The sequence below is a fragment of the Bradyrhizobium sp. Pa8 genome, assembly GCF_052588265.1.
Genome location: NZ_CP176767.1, coordinates 3,646,847 through 3,666,595, shown reverse-complemented (window position 1 = coordinate 3,666,595; position 19,749 = coordinate 3,646,847). Strand labels below are relative to the sequence as shown.

The 19,749-nt window shown below is 63.8% G+C and carries 16 protein-coding genes; 6 read left to right on the top strand and 10 right to left on the bottom strand.

Translation table 11 applies throughout. The features are described 5' to 3' along the window. Positions 1-9 precede the first annotated feature (9 nt). Positions 10-2,328, bottom strand: a complete 2,319-nt coding sequence (locus tag ACKWRH_RS16330) for a bifunctional salicylyl-CoA 5-hydroxylase/oxidoreductase (protein ID WP_445221400.1) — start codon at positions 2,326-2,328, stop codon at positions 10-12. A 289-nt stretch (positions 2,329-2,617) separates the two neighbouring features. Between ACKWRH_RS16330 and ACKWRH_RS16325 the strand changes: the two genes are divergently transcribed. Beyond that, positions 2,618-3,121, top strand: a complete 504-nt coding sequence (locus ACKWRH_RS16325; protein ID WP_445221399.1) for a MarR family winged helix-turn-helix transcriptional regulator — start codon at positions 2,618-2,620, stop codon at positions 3,119-3,121. Positions 3,122-3,133: 12 nt separating this feature from the next. Here the strand turns inward: ACKWRH_RS16325 and ACKWRH_RS16320 are convergent, their stop codons facing one another. From ACKWRH_RS16320 to ACKWRH_RS16290, 7 genes are all read right to left on the bottom strand, one after another. Then, a complete protein-coding gene (locus ACKWRH_RS16320; protein ID WP_445221398.1) occupies positions 3,134-4,795 on the bottom strand; it encodes an ATP-dependent acyl-CoA ligase in 1,662 nt (553 codons plus the stop codon). Between the two features lie 9 nt (positions 4,796-4,804). Continuing rightward, positions 4,805-5,962, bottom strand: a complete 1,158-nt coding sequence (locus ACKWRH_RS16315; protein WP_445221397.1) for an ABC transporter substrate-binding protein — start codon at positions 5,960-5,962, stop codon at positions 4,805-4,807. A 57-nt stretch (positions 5,963-6,019) separates the two neighbouring features. Then, complete coding sequence (locus ACKWRH_RS16310) at positions 6,020-6,802, bottom strand: cyclase family protein (protein WP_445221396.1); 783 nt, start codon at positions 6,800-6,802, stop codon at positions 6,020-6,022. Between the two features lie 34 nt (positions 6,803-6,836). Further along, positions 6,837-7,949 (bottom strand): SDR family NAD(P)-dependent oxidoreductase, encoded by a 1,113-nt coding sequence (locus ACKWRH_RS16305; protein ID WP_445221395.1) that lies wholly within the window; start codon positions 7,947-7,949, stop codon positions 6,837-6,839. A gap of 125 nt (positions 7,950-8,074) precedes the next feature. Beyond that, complete coding sequence (locus ACKWRH_RS16300; protein ID WP_166352002.1) at positions 8,075-9,253, bottom strand: thiolase family protein; 1,179 nt, start codon at positions 9,251-9,253, stop codon at positions 8,075-8,077. Positions 9,254-9,277: 24 nt separating this feature from the next. Further along, positions 9,278-9,706: an organic hydroperoxide resistance protein gene (locus ACKWRH_RS16295; protein ID WP_445222415.1), complete on the bottom strand. Its 429-nt coding sequence runs from the start codon at positions 9,704-9,706 to the stop codon at positions 9,278-9,280. Between the two features lie 16 nt (positions 9,707-9,722). Continuing rightward, positions 9,723-10,505, bottom strand: a complete 783-nt coding sequence (locus ACKWRH_RS16290) for an aspartate/glutamate racemase family protein (RefSeq protein WP_282518390.1) — start codon at positions 10,503-10,505, stop codon at positions 9,723-9,725. Positions 10,506-11,135: 630 nt separating this feature from the next. Here ACKWRH_RS16290 and ACKWRH_RS16285 point away from each other — a divergent pair. The 4 genes from ACKWRH_RS16285 to ACKWRH_RS16270 are packed head-to-tail and all read left to right on the top strand — an operon-like array spanning position 11,136 to position 15,847. Then, a complete protein-coding gene (locus ACKWRH_RS16285) occupies positions 11,136-12,284 on the top strand; it encodes an ABC transporter substrate-binding protein (RefSeq protein WP_445221394.1) in 1,149 nt (382 codons plus the stop codon). 43 nt (positions 12,285-12,327) lie between these two features. Further along, positions 12,328-13,371, top strand: coding sequence for a branched-chain amino acid ABC transporter permease (locus tag ACKWRH_RS16280; protein WP_014496274.1), 1,044 nt, complete (start codon positions 12,328-12,330; stop codon positions 13,369-13,371). Then, positions 13,368-15,137 carry a branched-chain amino acid ABC transporter ATP-binding protein/permease gene (locus ACKWRH_RS16275; protein WP_445221393.1) on the top strand — a complete coding sequence of 590 codons (1,770 nt, stop codon included), beginning with the start codon at positions 13,368-13,370 and terminating at the stop codon, positions 15,135-15,137. The genes ACKWRH_RS16280 and ACKWRH_RS16275 overlap by 4 nt, the downstream gene beginning before the upstream one ends. Next, entirely contained in the window at positions 15,134-15,847 is a 714-nt protein-coding gene (locus tag ACKWRH_RS16270; RefSeq protein ID WP_014496276.1) for an ABC transporter ATP-binding protein, read from the top strand. Before ACKWRH_RS16275 ends, ACKWRH_RS16270 begins: the two co-directional genes overlap by 4 nt. A gap of 536 nt (positions 15,848-16,383) precedes the next feature. Here the strand turns inward: ACKWRH_RS16270 and ACKWRH_RS16265 are convergent. Next, positions 16,384-17,274: a transporter gene (locus ACKWRH_RS16265; protein WP_445221392.1), complete on the bottom strand. Its 891-nt coding sequence runs from the start codon at positions 17,272-17,274 to the stop codon at positions 16,384-16,386. A 387-nt stretch (positions 17,275-17,661) separates the two neighbouring features. On the opposite strand from ACKWRH_RS16265, the gene ACKWRH_RS16260 reads away from it, so the two are divergent. Then, positions 17,662-18,651: an ABC transporter substrate-binding protein gene (locus tag ACKWRH_RS16260; RefSeq protein WP_445221391.1), complete on the top strand. Its 990-nt coding sequence runs from the start codon at positions 17,662-17,664 to the stop codon at positions 18,649-18,651. Positions 18,652-18,883: 232 nt separating this feature from the next. Here ACKWRH_RS16260 and ACKWRH_RS16255 read toward each other — a convergent pair whose 3' ends face one another. Then, on the bottom strand, positions 18,884-19,639 hold the full coding sequence (locus ACKWRH_RS16255; RefSeq protein WP_445221390.1) for a ThuA domain-containing protein: 756 nt from the start codon (positions 19,637-19,639) through the stop codon (positions 18,884-18,886). Between the last annotated feature and the right edge of the window lie 110 nt (positions 19,640-19,749).

The window sequence follows — 19,749 nt, the reverse complement described above, 5'->3', positions numbered from 1 at the left end:
CTCCTCCGCTCATTGCCCGGCCGCAGCCGCCGCGCGCGCCAGATTGGTTTCGTATTGTCCCTTGGCGGACAGATACTGCTTCGGCCACTCGACCTTGGTGATGCCGATGCGCGCGGCTTCGTGCAGCGTCCAGGCCGGGTCGGCAAGATGCGGCCGCGCGATGGCGCAGAGATCGGCGCGGCCGGCCGCGAGAATCGAATTGGCGTGATCGGCCTCGGAGATCGCACCGACTGCGATGGTCTCGATGCCGACCTCGTTGCGGATCAAGTCGGCGAACGGCGTCTGGAACAGGCGTCCATAGATCGGCCGCTCGTCCTTCCAGACCTGCCCCGACGAACAATCGATCAGATCCGCTCCGGCCTCCTTGAACATCGCAGCGAAGATCGCCGCGTCGGCAGGAATGTTGCCGCCGTCGGTCCAGTCATGGCAGGACAGGCGCACCGACATCGGCCGATCGGACGGCCACGCTGCGCGCATCGCCTCGAACACCTCCAGCGGAAAGCGCGCGCGGTTTTCATGGCTGCCGCCGTATTCGTCCGTACGCCGATTGGTCAAGGGCGAGAGGAAGCTCGACAGCAGATAACCGTGCGCGCAATGGAGTTCGAGCCATTCGACGCCGGCGGCAGCGGCACGATGTGTCGCGGCGACAAAATCGTCACGCACGCGGTCCATGTCGCCGCGGTCCATCGCCCGCGGCAGCTGGCTGTGGGGCAGATACGGCAACGCCGAGGCCGAGATCAGCGGCCACTCTCCAGATTCAAGGGGTTGATCGATCCCTTCCCAGGGCACCCTGGTTGAGCCCTTGCGGCCGGCGTGACCGAGCTGAATCCCCACCTTGGCATGCCCGACGCCATGGACGAGTTCGACCAGGCGGCGCCATTGCGCCGCTTGCGCATCGTTCCAGAGCCCGAGGCAGCCCGGCGTGATCCGCGCATCCGGCGAGACGCAGGTCATCTCGGCAAAGACCAGCGCGGCGCCGCCCATGGCACGCGCGCCGAGATGGGCGACGTGGAAGTCGTTGATGAGCCCGTCCTGCGCCGAATACATCGCCATCGGCGAGACCATGATCCGGTTCGCAAGGGCCAGTCCCCGCACACGGTGCGGTGTCAGCATCGGTGGCGGCACCCGCTCGCCATCCTTGATCGCGATACCCGACCGCGCGGCGAACCAGCGCTCGAAGCCTTCGAGCCAGGCACGATCCCGCAGCCGAAGGTTCTCGTGGCTGATGCGCTGCGAGCGCGTCAGCATCGAATAGAAGAATTGCGGCGGCTCGAGCGTGTCGGCATAGCGCCGGCCAACCACCTCGAACCATTCCATGGCGTTGCGTGCAGCGTTCTGGATGCGCGCGACATCGACGCGGCGCACCTCCTCGTACGCGTCCAGCACGGTTTCGATGCCGGAGCGACCGTGGCCATGGCGATCGAACTGGTTGGCGAGCTCGATGGCGTCGTCGAGCGCGAGCTTGGTGCCCGATCCGATGGCGAAATGCGCGGTGTGCGCGGCATCCCCCATCAGCACGACATGAGACTTGCCGTTGAACACGCTCCATTTGCCGCAGATCAGGCGGCTGAAATTGAGCCAGGCCGAGCCGCGCAGATGGCGGGCGTTGGTCAGGAGCTTCGCGCCATCGAGCGTCTCGGCAAAGATCTTTTCGCAAAACTCGATCGAGCCCTGCTGATCGAGCTTGTCGAGCCCGTGGGCCTGGTAGGCTTCTTCCGTGGTCTCGACGATGAAGGTCGAGGTCTCGGCATCGAATTTGTAGATGTGGGCCTGAAACCAGCCGTGCTCGGTTCTCTGAAAATCGAATGTAAAGGCGTCGAACGCCTTCTTGGTGCCGAGCCAGATGAAGCGGTTGGGCCGGATCACCATGTCGGGCTGGAATTGCTCGGCATAGCGAGCGCGGATCCTGGAATTGACGCCGTCACAGGCGACGATCAGGTCGGCATCGGGAAATTCGAGATCGGACTCGACCTCGCGCTCGAAGACGAGCTCGACGCCCAGCGCCTCGCAGCGCCGCTGAAGAATATTGAGCAGATGCTTGCGCCCGATACCGATGAAGCCATGGCCCGTCGTGCGCTGGCGCGTCCCCTTGAAGACGAGCTCGATGTCGTCCCAGTGATTGAAGGCGTCCTCGATCTCGGCCGCGCTTTCGGGGTCGGCAAGGCGCATCGCGGACATCATGGCATCCGAGAACACGACGCCCCAGCCGAACGTATCGTAGGGCTTGTTGCGCTCGACGACCGTGATGACGTGCTCCGGGTGCCGGCGCTTCATCAGCAGGCCCAGATAGAGACCGGCCGGGCCGCCGCCGATACAGACTATGCGCATGATCCCTCGCTTTCGCGCGTCGCGCCGTGTGCCGAGCTTTCACCCAAATTATTTTAAGCATAAAATATTTCTTCGGCGCACATCTTGTCAAGGCAGTTCTGAAAAGACCTCGGCCGGGCTCGTCTTTGCGGCGTCGATCTGTCGATTCATTGTAAATTGGACACACGGCAGCACCGATTCCGAGCCGCTGGGGCGCGGCCTTGAATTTACTTTTGGCACGAACTATCTTGCCAGTGACCATGGACAGCTGCGCCGGCTTTCGTCAGGCCACCAAGCCCGGGAGATTCGATTGGCACTCGCGAAGGAGTCCACGCCTGTTTCGAAGAATGGGACGGATCAGGACGCCGAGTATAGGGCTCAAACGCGGGTCTGGCTCCGGCTGCTCGCCTGCACGACCCTGATCGAAGGCGAGCTGCGGCGCCGGTTTCGCGACGAGTTCGATTTCACGATGCCCCGCTTCGATGTGCTCGCTCAGCTCGACCGCGAACCGAGCGGGCTTGTGCTGGGAGAGCTGCCCAAGCGCCTGATGGTCTCGGCCGGGAACCTCACGCCGATCGTGGACCGCCTGGTCGAGGACGGATACATCACGCGCACGCCGTCGAACCTCGACCGCCGCGTGCAGATTGTCTGCATGACGGTCGAAGGCCGCAAGACCTTCAGGCGAATGGCCAAAAGCCACGGCGCGTGGCTTGCCGAGCTGCTAGCGGATTTCCCGGCGGACCGGTTCGACGGATTGATCGGCGAACTCGACGACCTCAAGGGCGCCGTCAAGGACGCCCTGCAAAAACCCTGAAGAGACGCGACGTCAGCGTCGCAACCTCACTCCGGCCGCCTCGCGATCCCACGTATCCGCGGTGACGCCCGCCTCACGCAGCACGCCCTTCTTGATCTTGCCGTTCTCAGTCAACGGCATCTGGCTCAGAATGCGCACATAGCGCGGGATGGCGAAATAGGCGATCTGGCCCTCGCAATGCCTGACGATGTCGACGGGATCCAGCGATTGGCCCGGCTCCAGCAGGATCGCAGCCGCAACCTCGTCCTCTCCCAACTCGGACGGCAGCGGGTAGATCGCGCAGGCGGCGACCGCGGGATGGGACTGGATGGTCTGCTCGACCTCCCACGAGGATACGTTCTCGCCACGCCTGCGGATCGAATCCTTCATACGGTCGATGAAGCGATAATGGCCGTCAGCATCCCGAACGACCCGATCGCCTGAGTGGAACCACAGATTCCGCCAGGCCTCGACCGTCTTCTCCGGCATGCCGAAATAGCCGGCGGCGAACGCAAAGGGTTCTCCGGCGCGAAGCACGAGCTCGCCGGCCTGTCCGTCAGGAAGCGCTGAATCGTTTTCATCGACGATCCGTGCCTCGATTCCGTCGGCCAGATAGCCCATCGTTCCCGGACGATCCGACGGGATCGTGCCCGCGAACACGAAGTTGGTCTCGGTCGACCCGTAGCCATCGACCAGCGGCACGCCAAACCGCTGAAGGAACGGACTGTGGATTTGTGGCGGCACGCCGCCGCCAAGCGCGACGCGAAGACGATGCGCCGAATCGTTCGCATTCTTCGGCTGCGCCAGCAGCATCGAGGCCATCGCGCCGAGCAGATAGCCGACCGTCGCATTGTGTCGTTGCGCGGCGGCCCAGAAGCCGGAGGCGGAGAATTTCGGCTCCAACACGTAGGTGCAGCCGTTCAGGAGCGCCTGATAGAACGCATTGAGCGCGTTTGTGTGGAACAGCGGCAATGTCGTGAACAGCACATCGCCCTCGCGGATGCCAAGCGCCCGCGCCGAATAAATGCCCCACCAGAACAGCTGTGCCTGCGGACAGCACACACCCTTCGCTGGCCCCGTCGTGCCCGACGTGTAGAGGATCGCAACGGTATCGCCAGGACGCACGGCACCCGCCGGGGCCGCGGCTCCCAGCGCCGGCAACGGTACCGAGGAAAGCCCGGCATCGATCGCACCGGCGGCAGCTCCGACGATCCAGGTCCGGGGCGGCAGCTCGACACCCGCCTCGACACTCTCGATCGCGTCGACGAACTGAGCCTCGACGACGAGGAGCGCAGGACGCGAGTTTCGGAAGATGTGGGAGAGCTGGAAGCCGCGTAGCGCGGTATTGATCGGGACCGCGATGGCGCCAAGCCATGCACAGCCGAGATAGACCTGCAGGAACTCCGGACGGTTCGAACACATCAGCGCAACCCGATCGCCCGGCCTGATCCCGGCGTCGACGAGCGCCTGGGCCGACGCAGCCGCGATCGCCGCGGTCTGCGCAAAGCTCCAGCGCGTCTCACCAGCGACAAGCAGCACGCGCTCGCCGTAGCGCTCGGCCTGCCGCGTGAGGATCGTTGAGAGGATGCGGTCCGACGGCGGAAACGACGTCACTGCACACGCCCAGGCCGGCGTCACGTTCTCCCGGCCGACCGCGTCGCTGATATTCACCGGCGCGTTCTCCGTCACGATCATGCTCCCGTCTCAGGGCAACAGCTTGTATTTGCCGTTCTCGATCTGGACCAGGACGCGCGAGCGATCGTCGACGCCGTGCCGATCCGCCGGCGTATAGGTATAGACGCCCTGCGTCCCGACGACCTCCTTGGTCGTGAACAGTGCCTGACGAAGCGCGGTGCGGAATTCCGGCGAACCGGGCTTGGCACCGGTTGCCATCGCGCGCTTGGCGGCATCGGCGAAGACGAGCCAGCCGTCGAAGGAATAGGACGAGAATGAATCCGTCGGCGCCTCGCCGTTCGCCTTCTCGAAGGCAGAGCGAAAATCCAGGGCCACCTTCTGGATCGGATTGCTGGACGGAAGCTGCTCCGCCGCGGTCACGGGTCCAGTCGGGCAGATGATGCCGTTGGCGGCCTTGCCGGCGAGACGCAGGAAATCGGCGCTGATCAGCCCATGATTGCCGTATAGCGGCCCTTTATATCCGCGCTCGGACAAGGCGATGACCGGCAGCGCGCCGGGCGTTCCAGTGCCGCCGAGCATGATGGCGTCGGGACGTGCGGCGAGTGCGCGCAGCACCTGAGCCGTGACCGAAGAATCCGATCTGGCGTAGCGTTCGTTGGCAATGATCTTGATGTCGGTCGTCTTCACACTCTGCTCGAGCGAGTTGTACATGAGGTCGCCGAACGCATCGGAGAAGCCGATGAACGCGACGGTCTTCAGGCCCTTCGCCTTCATGTGGTCGACGATGCCTTGCACGAGAAGCGGCGTCGGCTGCGGCGTCTGGACGACCCAGGGGCCGCCGTCGCCCGGCGGCACCGGCGCGATCGGTGACACCGCGATCATCGGCACTTTCATCTCAATCGCGGCGGTCGCCATCGCCAGGGTCTGCGGCGCACCCGACGTCCCGATCAGGATATCGACCTTCTCCTGCTCGACGAGCTTGCGAGCGTTGCGCGCCGAGGCGGTGGCATCGGAAGCGTCGTCGAGTTGGATGACGCGGACCTTCTCGCCGCCGATCTCACCGACATAGGCCTCTCCCGCGGCGATGCCCTTCGCATTCGGGATGCCGATCGAAGATACCGGCCCGCTGAGACCGGTGACGAAGCCGACGAGGATCTCGGCCTGCGCAAGTTGCGGGACGGCGAGAAGCAATGCAGTGGAAGCCAGCAGGCTCTTGATCAAGTTCATGGCACCTGTCTTTCGTGAGGATGTCTTGTTCCGATTGGCAAGCGCCATGGATTGGATTCAGGCTGACGCAACCAGCGCGATGACGCGAAGCGGACTGCCGGAGCCGTTCTGGATCTTCAGCGGCGAGGCCACGATGACCGCCCCGGTGGCCGGAAGCTGATCCAGGTTGCACAGGCATTGCAGGCCGTAGCGGCCGGCGCCGTGCAGGAAATGATGCGCTGGATAAGGCGGCTCGAAATGACCGGCCTGCCCCGCATCCGTGCCGATGGTCTCGGTGCCGAACCCGATGACGCCGCGCTCTTCCACCAGCCACTTCATGACGGCCGCGTTGGGGCCCGGCGTGTGTGCACCGTCATCCCTGAGATTGGAATAGTCGCGCCAGCCCTTCTTCGACCAGTCGGTCCTGAGCAGCACCCAGTTCCGCTCGGGGATCCGGCCGTGCTTTGCTTCCCAGGCCTCGACGAGCGGGACCGTCAGCAGGAAATCGGGATCCTGCGCCGCCTGCGCGGAGCAGTCGATCACACAGGCCGGCGCGATCATGTCCTTGGCCGGCATGGTGTCGACGGCATTGTTCGGCAGGTTCTTGCCGGTGAACCAGTGGATCGGCGCGTCGAAATGCGTGCCGGTGTGTTCGCCGAACGTGACGTTGTTCCAGTACCAGGCCGGGCCGCGACCATCGTATCGCGAGATTTCCTGGATACGGACCGGCGCGGCCTGGCCGAACTCGGGCGGCAGCACGATGACCGGAAAATCCGGACTGAGCGTAAATGTCAGATCGACGACGCGCACCGCGCCGGAAGAAATCGCACCCGCCAGCTCCAGGAGATTATTGCTCTGCATCGTCACGTCCTCCGGCTTGGTTGAAATCCCGATCTCACCTGTCGAGCTCGCGCTCGAGCGCTTTCGGATTGGCCGCGAGACGTTGCCGGATCTCTTCGGCGACATCTCCCACATACATCTCCTCGAGCCCGCCTCTCAGCCCCGACACGATCGCCTGCGCGATTGCGCGCGGCGCGACCTTCGGCGGCGGTACGGTCTGGAACCACTCGGTGTCGACGGGCCCGGTGAACAGATTCATCACCCTGACGCCGCCGGGCCTGAGCTCGGCGCGGAGGCAGTGCGAGAGCGACAGGCACGCCGCTTGCGAGGCCGAGTAGGCGCCAAAGGCAGGCCAGTTCGCCAGCGCATGGACCGAGAGAATGTTGACCCACGCGGCACTGTTGTTGATGCCATCGGCGCCCCGCATCCGCATGGCGGGGCCGAAGGCCTGCGCGAGGTTGATGAAGCCGAGATAGGCCTGGTCGATCTCGTCGCGCGCGATGCTCGTGCCCCTGCGGTCGAGCAGGCCGCCCGGCCGCACATATTCCGTCGTGTTGACGAGGATATCGACCTTGCCGCCGATGTCGGCCGCGAGATCGGCAGCAGATTTCTCGTCGGCGGTGTCAAGGGTCACGATCTCGATTCCGTCCTGACCGCGCAGCAGCTGCTCGCCGGCGAAAGGCCGCCACGGTTCGGCAACGCCGACGAACACCGTCTTGGCGCCCGCGGCCTTCAAGGCGGCGACGGCCTCCTGACCGATCACGCTCCGACCGTTGGTGACCAGCACCCGCCGGAATTTCGGATCGGCCGTCATTTCCCGCCATTGCTTGTCGTCGGCCATATTGGGAGTCTCCCCCTCGGGATGGGCAAAGGCCACTGCCTGGCCGCTCTTGTCGAGTTGAAACGACATGCGGACCGCTGCGCCCTCCACGCAGTCGGCATGAAGATGCGAGACAATCGTCGGACCGCAATCCATCTTGACGAGGCCGATCCGCCACGGCGCCCGTTCGCGGAAATAGACATCGCTCGGCACGCGTGCCGTCGTCTCGGCAAGCAGCATGCCCCGACGCGGCGCGGCGACGAATGCGAGGCCGGCCGACAGGCAAGACGGACAGGCCTCCCGCGCCGGATAAGCAAAAGAACCGCAGGCGTCACAGCGTTGCAGCATGAAGCGGCCCTCGGCGGCTGCCCGCGTGAACCCATGCGACGTCCTGCTGCGCGGTCGCGGCGGCGAAGCAGGCAGCCGCGTCCGCAGCAGCGGGTTTTTGCGCCGGGGCGGCTTGATCGGCTCTATCATCGCGACGGCCCTGCAAAGATCGCGGCGCCCGAGGCGAGACCACGGTCATAGTTGATCATACCGAACCCCGAGGCCAAGGCGAGGCTCGCATTCCCGACCTGGGTGGGGCCTGCAGTCCCGAGAACCTGTCGAAGTCCCTCGACGAGACCGAGATAGGCGCCGGCGGCGCCGGCCTGTCCGGCCGAGAGCTGTCCGCCCGACGTATTGTGGGGAAAGTCGCCGTCGATGGTGAGATCGTGCTGGCGCACGAACTCGGCCCCCTCCCCCTTGTTGCAGAATCCGAGATCCTCGAACTGCATCATCGTGATGACGGGGTAGTCGTCATAGGTCTGCACGATATCGAGATCGTCGGGCTTCACGCCGGCCATCGCATAGAGCTCGCCGACGTCCATTGCCCAGCCGCCGCGGACCTGCATCGGATCGTCGGCAAAGGCATTGTGCCGCTCGATCGTCGAAAGCAGCCGTGCGGCTGTCAGCCCGAGCGAAGCCGCGGTCTCATCCCGCATCACCAGGAAGGCCTCGGCGCCGGCGCATGGCATCACGCAATCGAAGAGATGGATGGGATCGGAGATCGGCCGGGCCGCCAGATATTGCTCCATCGTCAGCGGCGTCTTCATCAGCGCATGCGGGTTGCGCAGGGCATTGGCGCGCTGGGCCACGGCGATCCTGCCGACATCCTCACGCGTGACGCCGAAGGTCCGCATGTAGTTGCGGGCAATCAGCGCGAAGCTCGCATTGGCGCCGCCCGCACCGTAGGGATAGACGGCGTCCTGGTTGAACCGCGAAAAGTTCTCCAGCGTCAGCCGGAAGGAATCGACATGGTTGGTATCGCCGGCGATGCACGCCACGATGTCGGCGTCGCGCGCCTGAACCGCGCGCGCCGCCTTTCGCAAGCCTGCGATGGCGCTGGCGCCACCGAGCGGAATCGTATCCAGCCATCGCACGCAGAGCCCGAAATGCTGCGTCAGCCCGATCCCGCTGTCGGTGCCCATGGTGAAGCTGGAGACGCACAGACCGTCGATGTCGGAAGCCTTGATGCCGGCCTGCGCAACGAGCGTACTCAGTGCCCGCCCGATCCACCACTGCGCACTCTCGATGGAGTAGCGCACATAGGGAATCGTGACGGGCGCCGCAATCACGACGCCGTCGTACGGTGTGCGCAAGGTATTGGTCACCAACCGCCCGCCTCGTTCACTGTCTCAGATGACCGTCAGCCTCACGGCAATATTGCCGCGGGTTGCGTTCGAATAGGGGCAGCGCTCATGCGCGCCCGCGACGACCTCCTCGGCCACTGATGTCTCGACGCCGGGCAGATCGACCTTCAGTTCGACGGCGAGCGCATATCCGACGGGAACCGGACCCATCGCAACCTTCGCGGTCACTGACGGCTCAGCGGATGGGACGACCTTCCGGGTGCGCGCGACAAGCTTGACCGCACCGAGAAAGCACGCGGCGTAGCCGGCCGCAAAGAGCTGTTCGGGATTAGTGCCCTCGCCCCCGGGACCGCCCAGCGATTTCGGCACGGACAGCGATACCGACAACAGGCCGTCGGCGCTGGCGGCCTTGCCGTCCCGGCCGCCGGTCGCCGTCACCTCGGTCTCGTACAGGATCTTTTCGGGAGTCATCATCATTCATTCTCCAGTCCTAGCGGCTGTTGCGAGCAAGCAGTGCGCGGAAATCGTCGCGCGCCTGGGCGCTGGCCCGCTTGAAGCTCGGCCCGCGGCTGGGCTCGGTGCCATTGAGCTGCCGGAGCTGCACCCACATCTCGGCACTTTTCAGCGCCACCGCCGCGCAATTGACCACCGGCGCGTGCCCGACCTTCAGGCCATGCTCCCTTCCGATCAGAAGGCCCGGCAGCACACCGGCGGGGATCACGACATCGGCGCCGTGCTCGACCAGCGGACGTGCGCAGGCGACAAAGTCCTTGATCATGCGGGCTTGCGCGGCCTGATCTCCGTCAAAGGCATCCGCGAAATCCGCCGGCTTGCAGCCAAGGCCGGTCACATGGACCACGCGATCGCCGAGGCCATAACGCTCGGCCTGCTCGTAGTGCCAGACCTCGAAGACGGGATCGAGCGTCACAAGGCCGAGTCTCCGGCCGAGCTGAGAGGCCGCCAGCAACGTCGCCTCGCCGGTCCCGATCACGGGAATGTCGAGCGTCGAACGCAACTCGTAGAGTCCGGGATCCTGGAAATGTCCCATCACGAAGGCGTCGAACCCGCCCTCCTCGGCTGCGATGCCGTTGTCGATCGCCTGGACGGCGCAGCGCAATTCCGCGAGCCGTCCGAACTCCCGGTCGGGCGGCGAAATGCCCTCGACGTGAACTGTCGTGCCCGATGCGGCGATGTTGTTGAGGTATTCCGACAGCCGCGCCATGTAGGGCGCGTTCACGCTCGCATCAACGAAGCTCTGCCAGAAGATGCGCATCGTCCTTCTCCTCAGGCGGTGATCGGAGGATCGGTCGTCGACGGCCGATAAATATATTTCAATCATAAACTAATTCACGCGTCAAATGCGCTCGGCGTCGCCGCCGACGGCCACCGCCACCGCAAGGGGAGCCCGGCCATTTTGTACGCTCGATCGGCACTGAGGCGCCGCACTCTGGCGAAATTGTATGCAACAACATTTTTTCTGACAGAGCCGTGACACGTGTTGACGGCTCCACCAACAATACTTTAGGCTTTAAGTAATTCCTCGCCGGTCAGTGACCGGTGGCCATGACAATGATGTTGCAGGGCACCGATTTTGAGAGACTCGATCGTGTGGACAGTCGCCGTGCTCGAACAGCCGGCAGCAACAGCATCGCCGACCGCGCATCGCGGCCGGGCCAACGGCCTTTCGTTGCTTCGGGAAAGTCCCGCCCGCATCTGCCGATGGGCCTGTCGTTCGAGCGGCAACCAGCGCCATGGCCGCTGAGATCCGGCCGAGCAAACCCTCTTCGGTCGCGCCCGGGTTTCGGCGCTGCAGCAATGCTTTCAATCGGTTCATTCGTCGTTCGGGGTCCCCGCACGGCAGCTTCGAGGCATTCCTATCCAGCACCAACGGAGGAGAACGCGTATGCGCAAGACTCTGAGCCTACTCGCACTTGTCGCCGGACTCTTCGCAGCGCCGGCTGCGCAGGCCGACATCACCATCGGCTTCGTCACCTCGCTAAGCGGCAACGGCTCGTCGATCGGAATCCCCTATGGGCGCGGCATCAATGCCGCCTATGAATACAAGAAGACCATCAACGGCGAGACCATTCGTCTGATCCAGCTCGACGACGGCTCCGACCCGTCGGCCGCGACCCGCAATGCGCGCAAGCTGGTGGAAGAAGAGAAGGTGGACCTCCTGATCGGCACGGCCACCGCGCCCTCGACCATCGCCATGGCGGCGGTGGCGAGCGAACTGAAAGTGCCGATGATCGCGGTCTCGCCGATCGGCAAGCTGCCGGACACGCCGGAGCAGTGGGTGGTGTCGGTGCCGCAGCCGGCCTCTCTCCTCGTCAAGATCGTCGCCGATCGCATGAAGCGCGACGGCATGAAGAACATCGGCTATGTCGGCTTCTCCGACGCCTGGGGCGACCTCGTCTACAACGGCGCCAAGGCCGCCGAAGCCGCTGGCGACATCAAGATTCAGACCAACGAGCGCTATGCCCGCACCGACACCTCGGTCACCGCGCAGATTCTCAAGGTGATGGCCGCACGTCCCGACGCCGTGCTGGACGGCGGCTCGGGTACGCAAGGCGCGCTGCCCCTTCTCACGCTCGCCGAGCGGGGCTTCAAGGGCAACACCTACGGCACCGTTGCACTCGTCAATCCGGACTTCGTCAACGTCGGCGGCAAGGCGGCCGAAGGCATTCAGGTCTCCGCGGGTCCCGTGATCGTCGCCGAGCAGCTGCCCGACGAGCACTTCGCCAAGAAGATTGCGCTGGATTTCCGCAGCGTCTACCAGAAGACCCATAACATCCCGACCACCGACGGCTTCTCCGCCTATTCCTTCGACGCCTGGCTGATTTTCGCTAACGCTGCCGAGCGCGCGCTGAAGACCGCCAAGCCCGGAACGGCGGAATTCCGCACGGCGCTGCGGGACGCGATCCTCAGCACCAAGGAGCTGCCGGGCGTGCATGCTATCTACAATTTCAAGCCCGGTGCGGTCACCGGCGTCGACGAGCGCTCGCTCGTCGTGGTGCGCCTGACCGGCGGCGCCTGGAAGTACGCGCCATAACCGGATCAATGGCCCCGGCATCACAGGGAGCAACGACGTCTCAATGACGAGCGACATTGCAGCCATTCTCGCGATCGACGGGATCGCCACCGGGGCCGTCTACGCCCTGGTGGCGATCGGGACCGTCCTGATCTTCACGGTGACGCGGGTCATCTTCATTCCCTTCGGCGACATCGCGGCCTTCACCGCGCTGACGCTGGCTGCCCTCGACGCGAAGCGCTTTCCGGGCACGGGAGCGCTGGTCGTGATCCTGGCCTGTCTTGCGACCCTGATCGAGATCATCTCGCTGGTGCGCTCCGGCGAACTCCGGCTGCTGCCCCGCGCGCTGTCCTTCTATCTCCTGCTTCCGCTCGCCGTGGTCGGTGCAGCCTGGCTTGTCATGCGCCTGGACCCGCCGCTTGCCGTCAGGCTCGTGCTGGCGCTGATGCTGATCACGCCGATCTCCCCGCTTCTGGACCGGATCGTCTTCCGTCCCATCGCTGACGGCACCGTGCTGCTGTTGCTGACGGTGTCCGTGGCGCTGCATTTCGCGCTGGTCGGCCTTGGCCTGTTGTTCTTCGGGCCCGAAGGCGTTCGAACCGAGCCGCTGACCTCGCTCTCGACCGAGTTCGCGGGCGTGCTGATCTCGGGCCAGACCATGCTGATCGTGATCGCGGCACTCGTTTTCAGCGGCCTGCTCTACCTCTTCTTCGACTTCACGCTGGTCGGAAAATCGCTGCGCGCCACGGCCGTGAACCGGACCGGCTCCCGGCTGATGGGAATACGCCCCGCACGCGCCGGCACGATCGCCTATCTGCTGGGGTCGCTGATGGCCGGCGTGTCGGGAATCCTGATCGCGCCGGTGAACACCGTGTTCTACGATTCCGGCTTCCTGATCGGCCTCAAGGCCTTTGTCGGCGCCATCGTCGGCGGCATGACCAGCTATCCCGGTGCGGCGATCGGCGCCGTCGGCGTCGGCATCCTCGAAAGCTTCGCCTCCTTCGAGAGCAGCGCGCTCAAGGACGTCATCGTCTTTTCGCTGCTGATCCCGATCCTGATCTGGCGATCCCTCGCCTCGCTGCATTCCGAGGAGGAGATCGAGGAATGACGCGCCTCCACATTCAGCTTGCCGCCATCCTCGCCGTGCTGTGTCTCGCGGTGGCTCCCTTCGTGCTCAGTCCGTTCAGCATCACGCTGATGAACTATATCGGCATCTATTCGCTGGTCGCCATTGGTCTTGCACTCCTCACCGGCGTCGGCGGCATCGTGTCGTTCGGACAGGCGGCGTTCGTCGGCGTCGCGGCCTATGCAACCGCGTGGGTCTCTGCGTTGAACGGGTACTCCCCGTGGCTCGGCCTCCTGTTCGGCGTGGTGCTGACCTGCGGCGTCGCAACGGTTCTCGGCGTCGTCACCCTGCGGCTTCAGGGCCATTTCCTGTCGCTCTCGACCGTCGCCTGGGGCCTCGCGATCGGCTTCCTGTTCGGCAATGTCGAGGGGCTCGGCCGCTTCAACGGCATCTCGTCGATCCCGCCGATCAGCTTTGGTTCGATTGCGCTGGTCACGAGCGCCCAGATCTATTTCCTGATCTGGGGCATCGTCGCCGCGGTGCTCTTCCTCGGCTACAACCTGCTGGACTCCCGGCTCGGCCGCGCCATGCGCGCGCTCCGCGGCGGCAATACGCTGGTCGAGAGCCTCGGCATCAACGCTTTCCGCATCAAGCTCGTGACCTTCGTGATCGCGGCCTTCCTGGCCTCGCTCTCCGGCTGGCTCTATGCGCATATGAGCCGCTTCATCAGCCCGGGTCCGTTCGATGCCGGCATGGGCATCGAATATCTGATGATGTCGATGGTCGGCGGCGCCGGCAGCCTTCTCGGCGGCGTCGTGGGGGCCGCGGTCGTCACGCTGCTCAAGAACAGCGTACAGGACTATCTGCCGCTGATCGCCAAGGGTGCCTCCGGCCAGCTCGAGATCGTCGCCTTCTCCGCACTGTTCATCCTGTTCCTGCAATGGGCCCGGCAGGGCATCGTTCCCTTCGTCGCCCGCTATCTGCCCAAGGCGAGGCGCGAGCGACCTGAACCGGCGCCGCCCCTGCCCCGTCGCGCGCAACCGACGCCCGGGGAGCTGCTTCTGAAAGTGGATGGTGTCGAGCGCCGGTTCGGCGGCCTCGTCGCCGTCAACAATGTCAGCTTCGAGGTCCGCGCCGGCGAAATCCTTGCCGTCATCGGCCCCAACGGCGCCGGCAAGAGCACGATGTTCAACTGCCTGACCGGAGCGCTCCGGGTCAACAAGGGTGAGATCGTCTTTGCGGGCCGCCCGATCACGCATGACGCGCAGTCCCGCATCGCCAAGGCCGGCGTCGCGCGAACCTTCCAGCATGTGAAGCTGAGGCCGCGCATGAGCCTGCTGGAAAACGTGATGCTCGGCACCTATGCCCGCACGCGCAGCGGCCTGCTCGCCGGCGCCTTCCGCTTCAACCAGCGCGAGGAGGCCAGCGCCCGGCACGAGGCCATGATGAAGCTCGAACGCGTCGGGCTTGGCGACAAGCCGTTCGAGCTCGCAGGCAATCTGCCGCTCGGCAACCAGCGCATCCTTGAGATCGCACGTGCGCTCGCCGCCGACCCGGCGCTGCTGGTGCTGGACGAGCCGGCCGCCGGCCTTCGCCGTCAGGAGAAGCTGCGGCTCGCAGAACTGCTTCGCTCTCTGCGGGCGGACCATCTGACGATCCTGATCGTCGAGCATGACATGGAGTTCGTGATGTCGCTGGTCGACCGCATCGTGGTGCTCGATTTCGGCTCAAAACTCTGCGAAGGCGCGCCAGCCGCGATCCGCAGCGACGAACGGGTCCAGGAAGCCTATCTCGGAGGCGTCGCGTGAGCGAGATGCTGTCCATGACGGATGTGACGGTCTGCTACGACAATGTCGAAGCGGTCCGCAACGTGTCGCTGTCGGTCGAGGAAGGTCAGATCGTCACCGTCATCGGCCCGAACGGTGCAGGCAAGACCACGCTGCTGATGGCGGCCATCGGCCTGCTGGCCTCGCGCGGCCGCATGGTCTTCCAGGGTCACGACATCGGCAGGATGTCGGTCGAAGATCGCGTCGAGCGCCGGCTGTGCCTCGTGCCGGAGAAGCGCGAGCTGTTCTCCGACATGACGGTCGCCGACAATCTCCTGCTCGGCTCCTACAGCCTGCGCGACCGCTCGGGCGTCCAGAAGACACTGGACGAGGTCTATGATCGCTTCCCCCGCCTGAAGGAGCGGCAGCGCCAGGCGGCAGGCACGCTCTCCGGCGGCGAGCGCCAGATGCTCGCGCTCGGCCGCGCACTGATGGCCAAGCCGAAACTGCTCATGCTGGACGAGCCGAGCCTCGGCCTCGCGCCGCTGATCGTGCGCGAGATCTTTCGCACCATCGCGTCGCTGCGCGATCTCGGCGTGTCCATCCTGCTGGTCGAGCAGAACGCCCGCGCCGCGCTCGAGACGGCCGATTACGGCTATGTGCTCGAGACTGGCGAGGTCGTGCAGTCGGGCCCGGCCAAGGATCTCATCCACGATCCCCGGCTGATCACGGCCTATCTCGGTGGACACTAGCGCCGGTCCGGATCAGGCCCGGCGAGCCGCACAACAAAAATACTCGAAAACAACCCCATGCACAGTAGCCGGTGACAGCGATATCAATGGCTTGATCGCCGGCACTTACGGATTTTACGAACTCAACTTGATCCGTCGGGCAAAACAGTGGCACAATGCCATCGTCGCTGCCCATGGATGGCCGATGGCTTCCATCGCCAACTCGGACATCAAAGTTACGAGGGGATCAGCAAGCTAAAGCCCGCCCGCGACAATTGGGAACGGTGGAGCATACCATCACCCGATGAAATGGCGCCGCTTGCGCGCCCACATCTTGGGCCACAGCAAAGGCTAATCAATCATGCTCTAATTGGCGCGACAAATCGAACATCAGTTGCGCTCCATCTTGAATCCGCATTTTGGCACAAAGTGCATATTACGTCCGGCCTCGCCGAGGACCGCTATTGACTGATGGCAGACCTATCGTGGCCATCTGCTTGATGTCGGCTTGTGACCCGAAGCGGACTCCGCCGCGACGAAGACTTAACGGCTCAGAATTACCATGTGACGTTGAGGCGAAACTGGCCCTTGAAGTTGTAGACGGGGTAGTCCTTGACGATGGGAACACCGACCTCGACGGAGGCTGCGATCTGATCGGAGATCTTCTTTCCAACCCGCACGTCGAACGGCAGGAACAAGCGCCCGGTTTGTCCTGTGATCGGGTCGCCGAAATTGTAACGGATATCCTGGCTCGGGAAGAAGGTCACGAACCAGCGCTCCGGAAGTCCGATATTCAAGGTAGGACCGAATTGCAGGTTGCTGATGTTCCGCCTGGTCGGATCGCCGGCCACGCTGACGTCGTAGCGAAAGATCGGCTCGAAATAGCTCGACTTGCTGATCTCGGGCAGCGCCATGCGGAAGCCCACGATCGGCATCGTGCGCCACTTCCCCGATCCAAGAGGATCCGCACCGGTCGGCGCGATCAGCCGCAGGCCGAAGCCGACCGCCCAGCGCGTGTCGAGGTCGTGGATGACCGCGGCCTGAATATCGGCGTCGCCGATGCCGTACAGGTAGTCGCCGTTGGGATTACTCGAGTTGATTGTGTTCCTGGCGAGCAGTGGCAGATCGGTCCGCGTCACCACCGTCCATGTCGGGGACAGATAGAACGCGTGGTCGTAGCGGAGGTTGAGCGTGTCGGTCGTGACGTCGCGGGTGCTTCCGGGGGCCGTCCGGTATTCGTACTGCAACTGGAACAGGTTCGGCGGTGGACGGAAGAAGTCGAGGCCGGTGTTGTCAGCCGTCGATGCGGACGGCGTCTGGGCGCACGCCATCGCTGGCCATGCCATTACGGCGAGCGCGCCGAAAAGCAGACCCCATCCCGGTCGACGAACGAATGCTACCATCTCCATGCGATCACCGTTCAAGTTGCTCGGCACGCCGCGGATCACAGGGCTATCCCCAAAGCACGTAGTTCAACCAGGATTTCATCCGGAGCAGGATCCGCCGAATCGCCGCAACCGGCGTCCAGTGGTCGCTATAGACGGCGACCAGAGCAGCAGAAAATACGCCCATTTTATCAAGCACGTCAGAACAGCCCTCTCAAGGTCGGAGCCGAGTCTGGCTGAAGCTCTTCGCGAACTGACTTCCGCTTCTGGCCCATAGCTGACCTTGGTGGGGTAGAGCGGACTGACTTTGCTCACTCTGAGCTCTTCGCATTTTGACCCGAGACAGACCTCAACAGCTACCCAACAGACGTCATGAAAGTAGCCCCGCCCCTCGCAGCGTGCTATGATTTGTCGCGACAAGTCTCCCTCTCCTGGGCCCGGAGTGGACACATGAGACGGCGCGAGTTCGTCACGCTATTTGGCGGCGCAGCGATTGCGTGGCCGTATGTCGCACGAGCCCAGACTCCGAGGAAACGGCCCGTTATCGGCACATTTGGATCGGGTACGCCAGCTCAGCGCAAAGGTTACGGAGCCTGGCCATCGTTCTTGAGGGGGCTGCAAGAACTCGGATACATCGAGGAGCGCGATTTCGACATAGCGTTCCGACTTGCCGCGTCTACCGAGAAGTTACCGGAGGTAGCGAGGGAGGTGGTTCAGCTCAGCCCCGATGTCATATTTGCCGCCGCCAGCGCCAATGCGCTTGCCGCCAAGCAGGCAACATCAACCATCCCGATCGTTGTTGCAGCGTTGGGAAACCTGACCGCGTTTGGATTGTCGGAAAACGATCTTCGCCGTCCAACTGGCAACCTGACCGGCATCATGCCCTACGTGCGTGGGCTGCCTGCAAAGCAGCTTGAGATCGCGCGGCAAATCGTTCCCGGCGCGCAAAAAGTTGGAATTGTAAATGACACGAGCGACATCAAAGCAGCTCCGCAGTGGGACGAAATCAACGCCACCGCCGCGAAACTTGAAATCAAGATCGTCGGTGCGGATGTTCAGAGAACCGAGGATGTAGAACCCACGTTCAGAAGGTTTGAAGCGGAGCGCGTTGACGTCGTCATCGTTCTGCAGGCGAACTTCTTACTCTTGGATCGGGCTCAGATCGCCGCTGCCGCAGCGGCAACTCGGCTCCCGACCCTTTATGGATACCGCGAACTCGTGGATGCGGGCGGGCTCATCAGCTATGGAATTGATCTTCGGGCATGCAATTACCGCGCGGCGACCTACGTGTACAAGGTACTCAAAGGCACCCCCGTGGCCGATCTACCCTTTGAGTTCCCGACCCGGCTCGACCTCGTCATCAATCTAAGGACTGCAAAGACACTCGGTCTTACGGTGCCCGACATGCTGCTCGCCCGCGCCGACGAGGTGATCGAATAACGACCCAGAGTTGCCGCGGCTGCTCACGACCGGTTATGGCCCATCAGCGAAGTGACGACACCTTTCATCGAGGTCCGCTTGGTGGGGTGGAGCGGACCGATCTTGCTCACTCTGAGTTCTTCGCAATTTGACCCGGAGCGGAAGTCGCAGACCAGGACGGTCCGAACCTCTGGCACGGACACCAGCCAACCAATCCGGCGGTGGCGCAAATGCGAAGTGCCGCGGCGCCATACTAGGGCGACCTTCGCATACACCAGAGGATAGCGTTCGTGAGGATTCGCTGGTAGCGGGCGTCCTGCCAAACTGACGGCTCGTGGCCTAGCGCCGAATAAAATACTCGTCCTTCGCCATAGAAGCGGGTCCAGATGAGAGGCCAGCCATAGAATCGTTGATGTACGCCGGTCTTGCCAAGGTCCACCGAGTTTGGGTCGAGGCGCAGGAGCACGCGTGATCCACGATAGTCGAAGTCGCTGATTTGGTAGATCTCGTCCTCGACTTGCAACGAATTCCCGAGAAAAGCCACCAGGGGATCGCCAGGATCAACCACCTCGATCTTCACGGCCTGATGCCAGGGATGACCATTAAAGTAGCCGCCGACCAGATCGAGATAGTCCGGCCAAGTGTAGAATGTGTCCGTCGCCGAATGAACGCCAAGGAACCCGCGGCCGGAACGCACAAAGTTGAGAAGAGCTCTCTTTTGCGCGTCGCTCATCGGAAGTTCTCCTGACGTGTAGAACATCACCGCTGCGTAGCGCTCGAGGTTTTCGGTAGAAAATTCAGACGTGTCTTCCGTTGCAGTGACTTCAAAGACACCCGAATTGCTTCCGAGCTGGGTCAGGATTACCTTAGAAAGCGGTATGACATCATGCCGGTAGCCGGCGGAGTATGTGAAATAGAGGATGCGCTCTGGCGGACGCTCCGCATGCGCGCCGAGTGGTCGGATTGCCGCCGCGCCGCCGAGGAGCGCGATGAACTCACGTCGCCTCACAATCGCCTCCGCCAAAACCGACCATGTGTTGAAGAAGCCTAGCACAGATCAGCCGGTGCCGACCCTGGGGCATCGCCCTCCGGCGCCCTATGCACCGCTGCTGGCCCGTC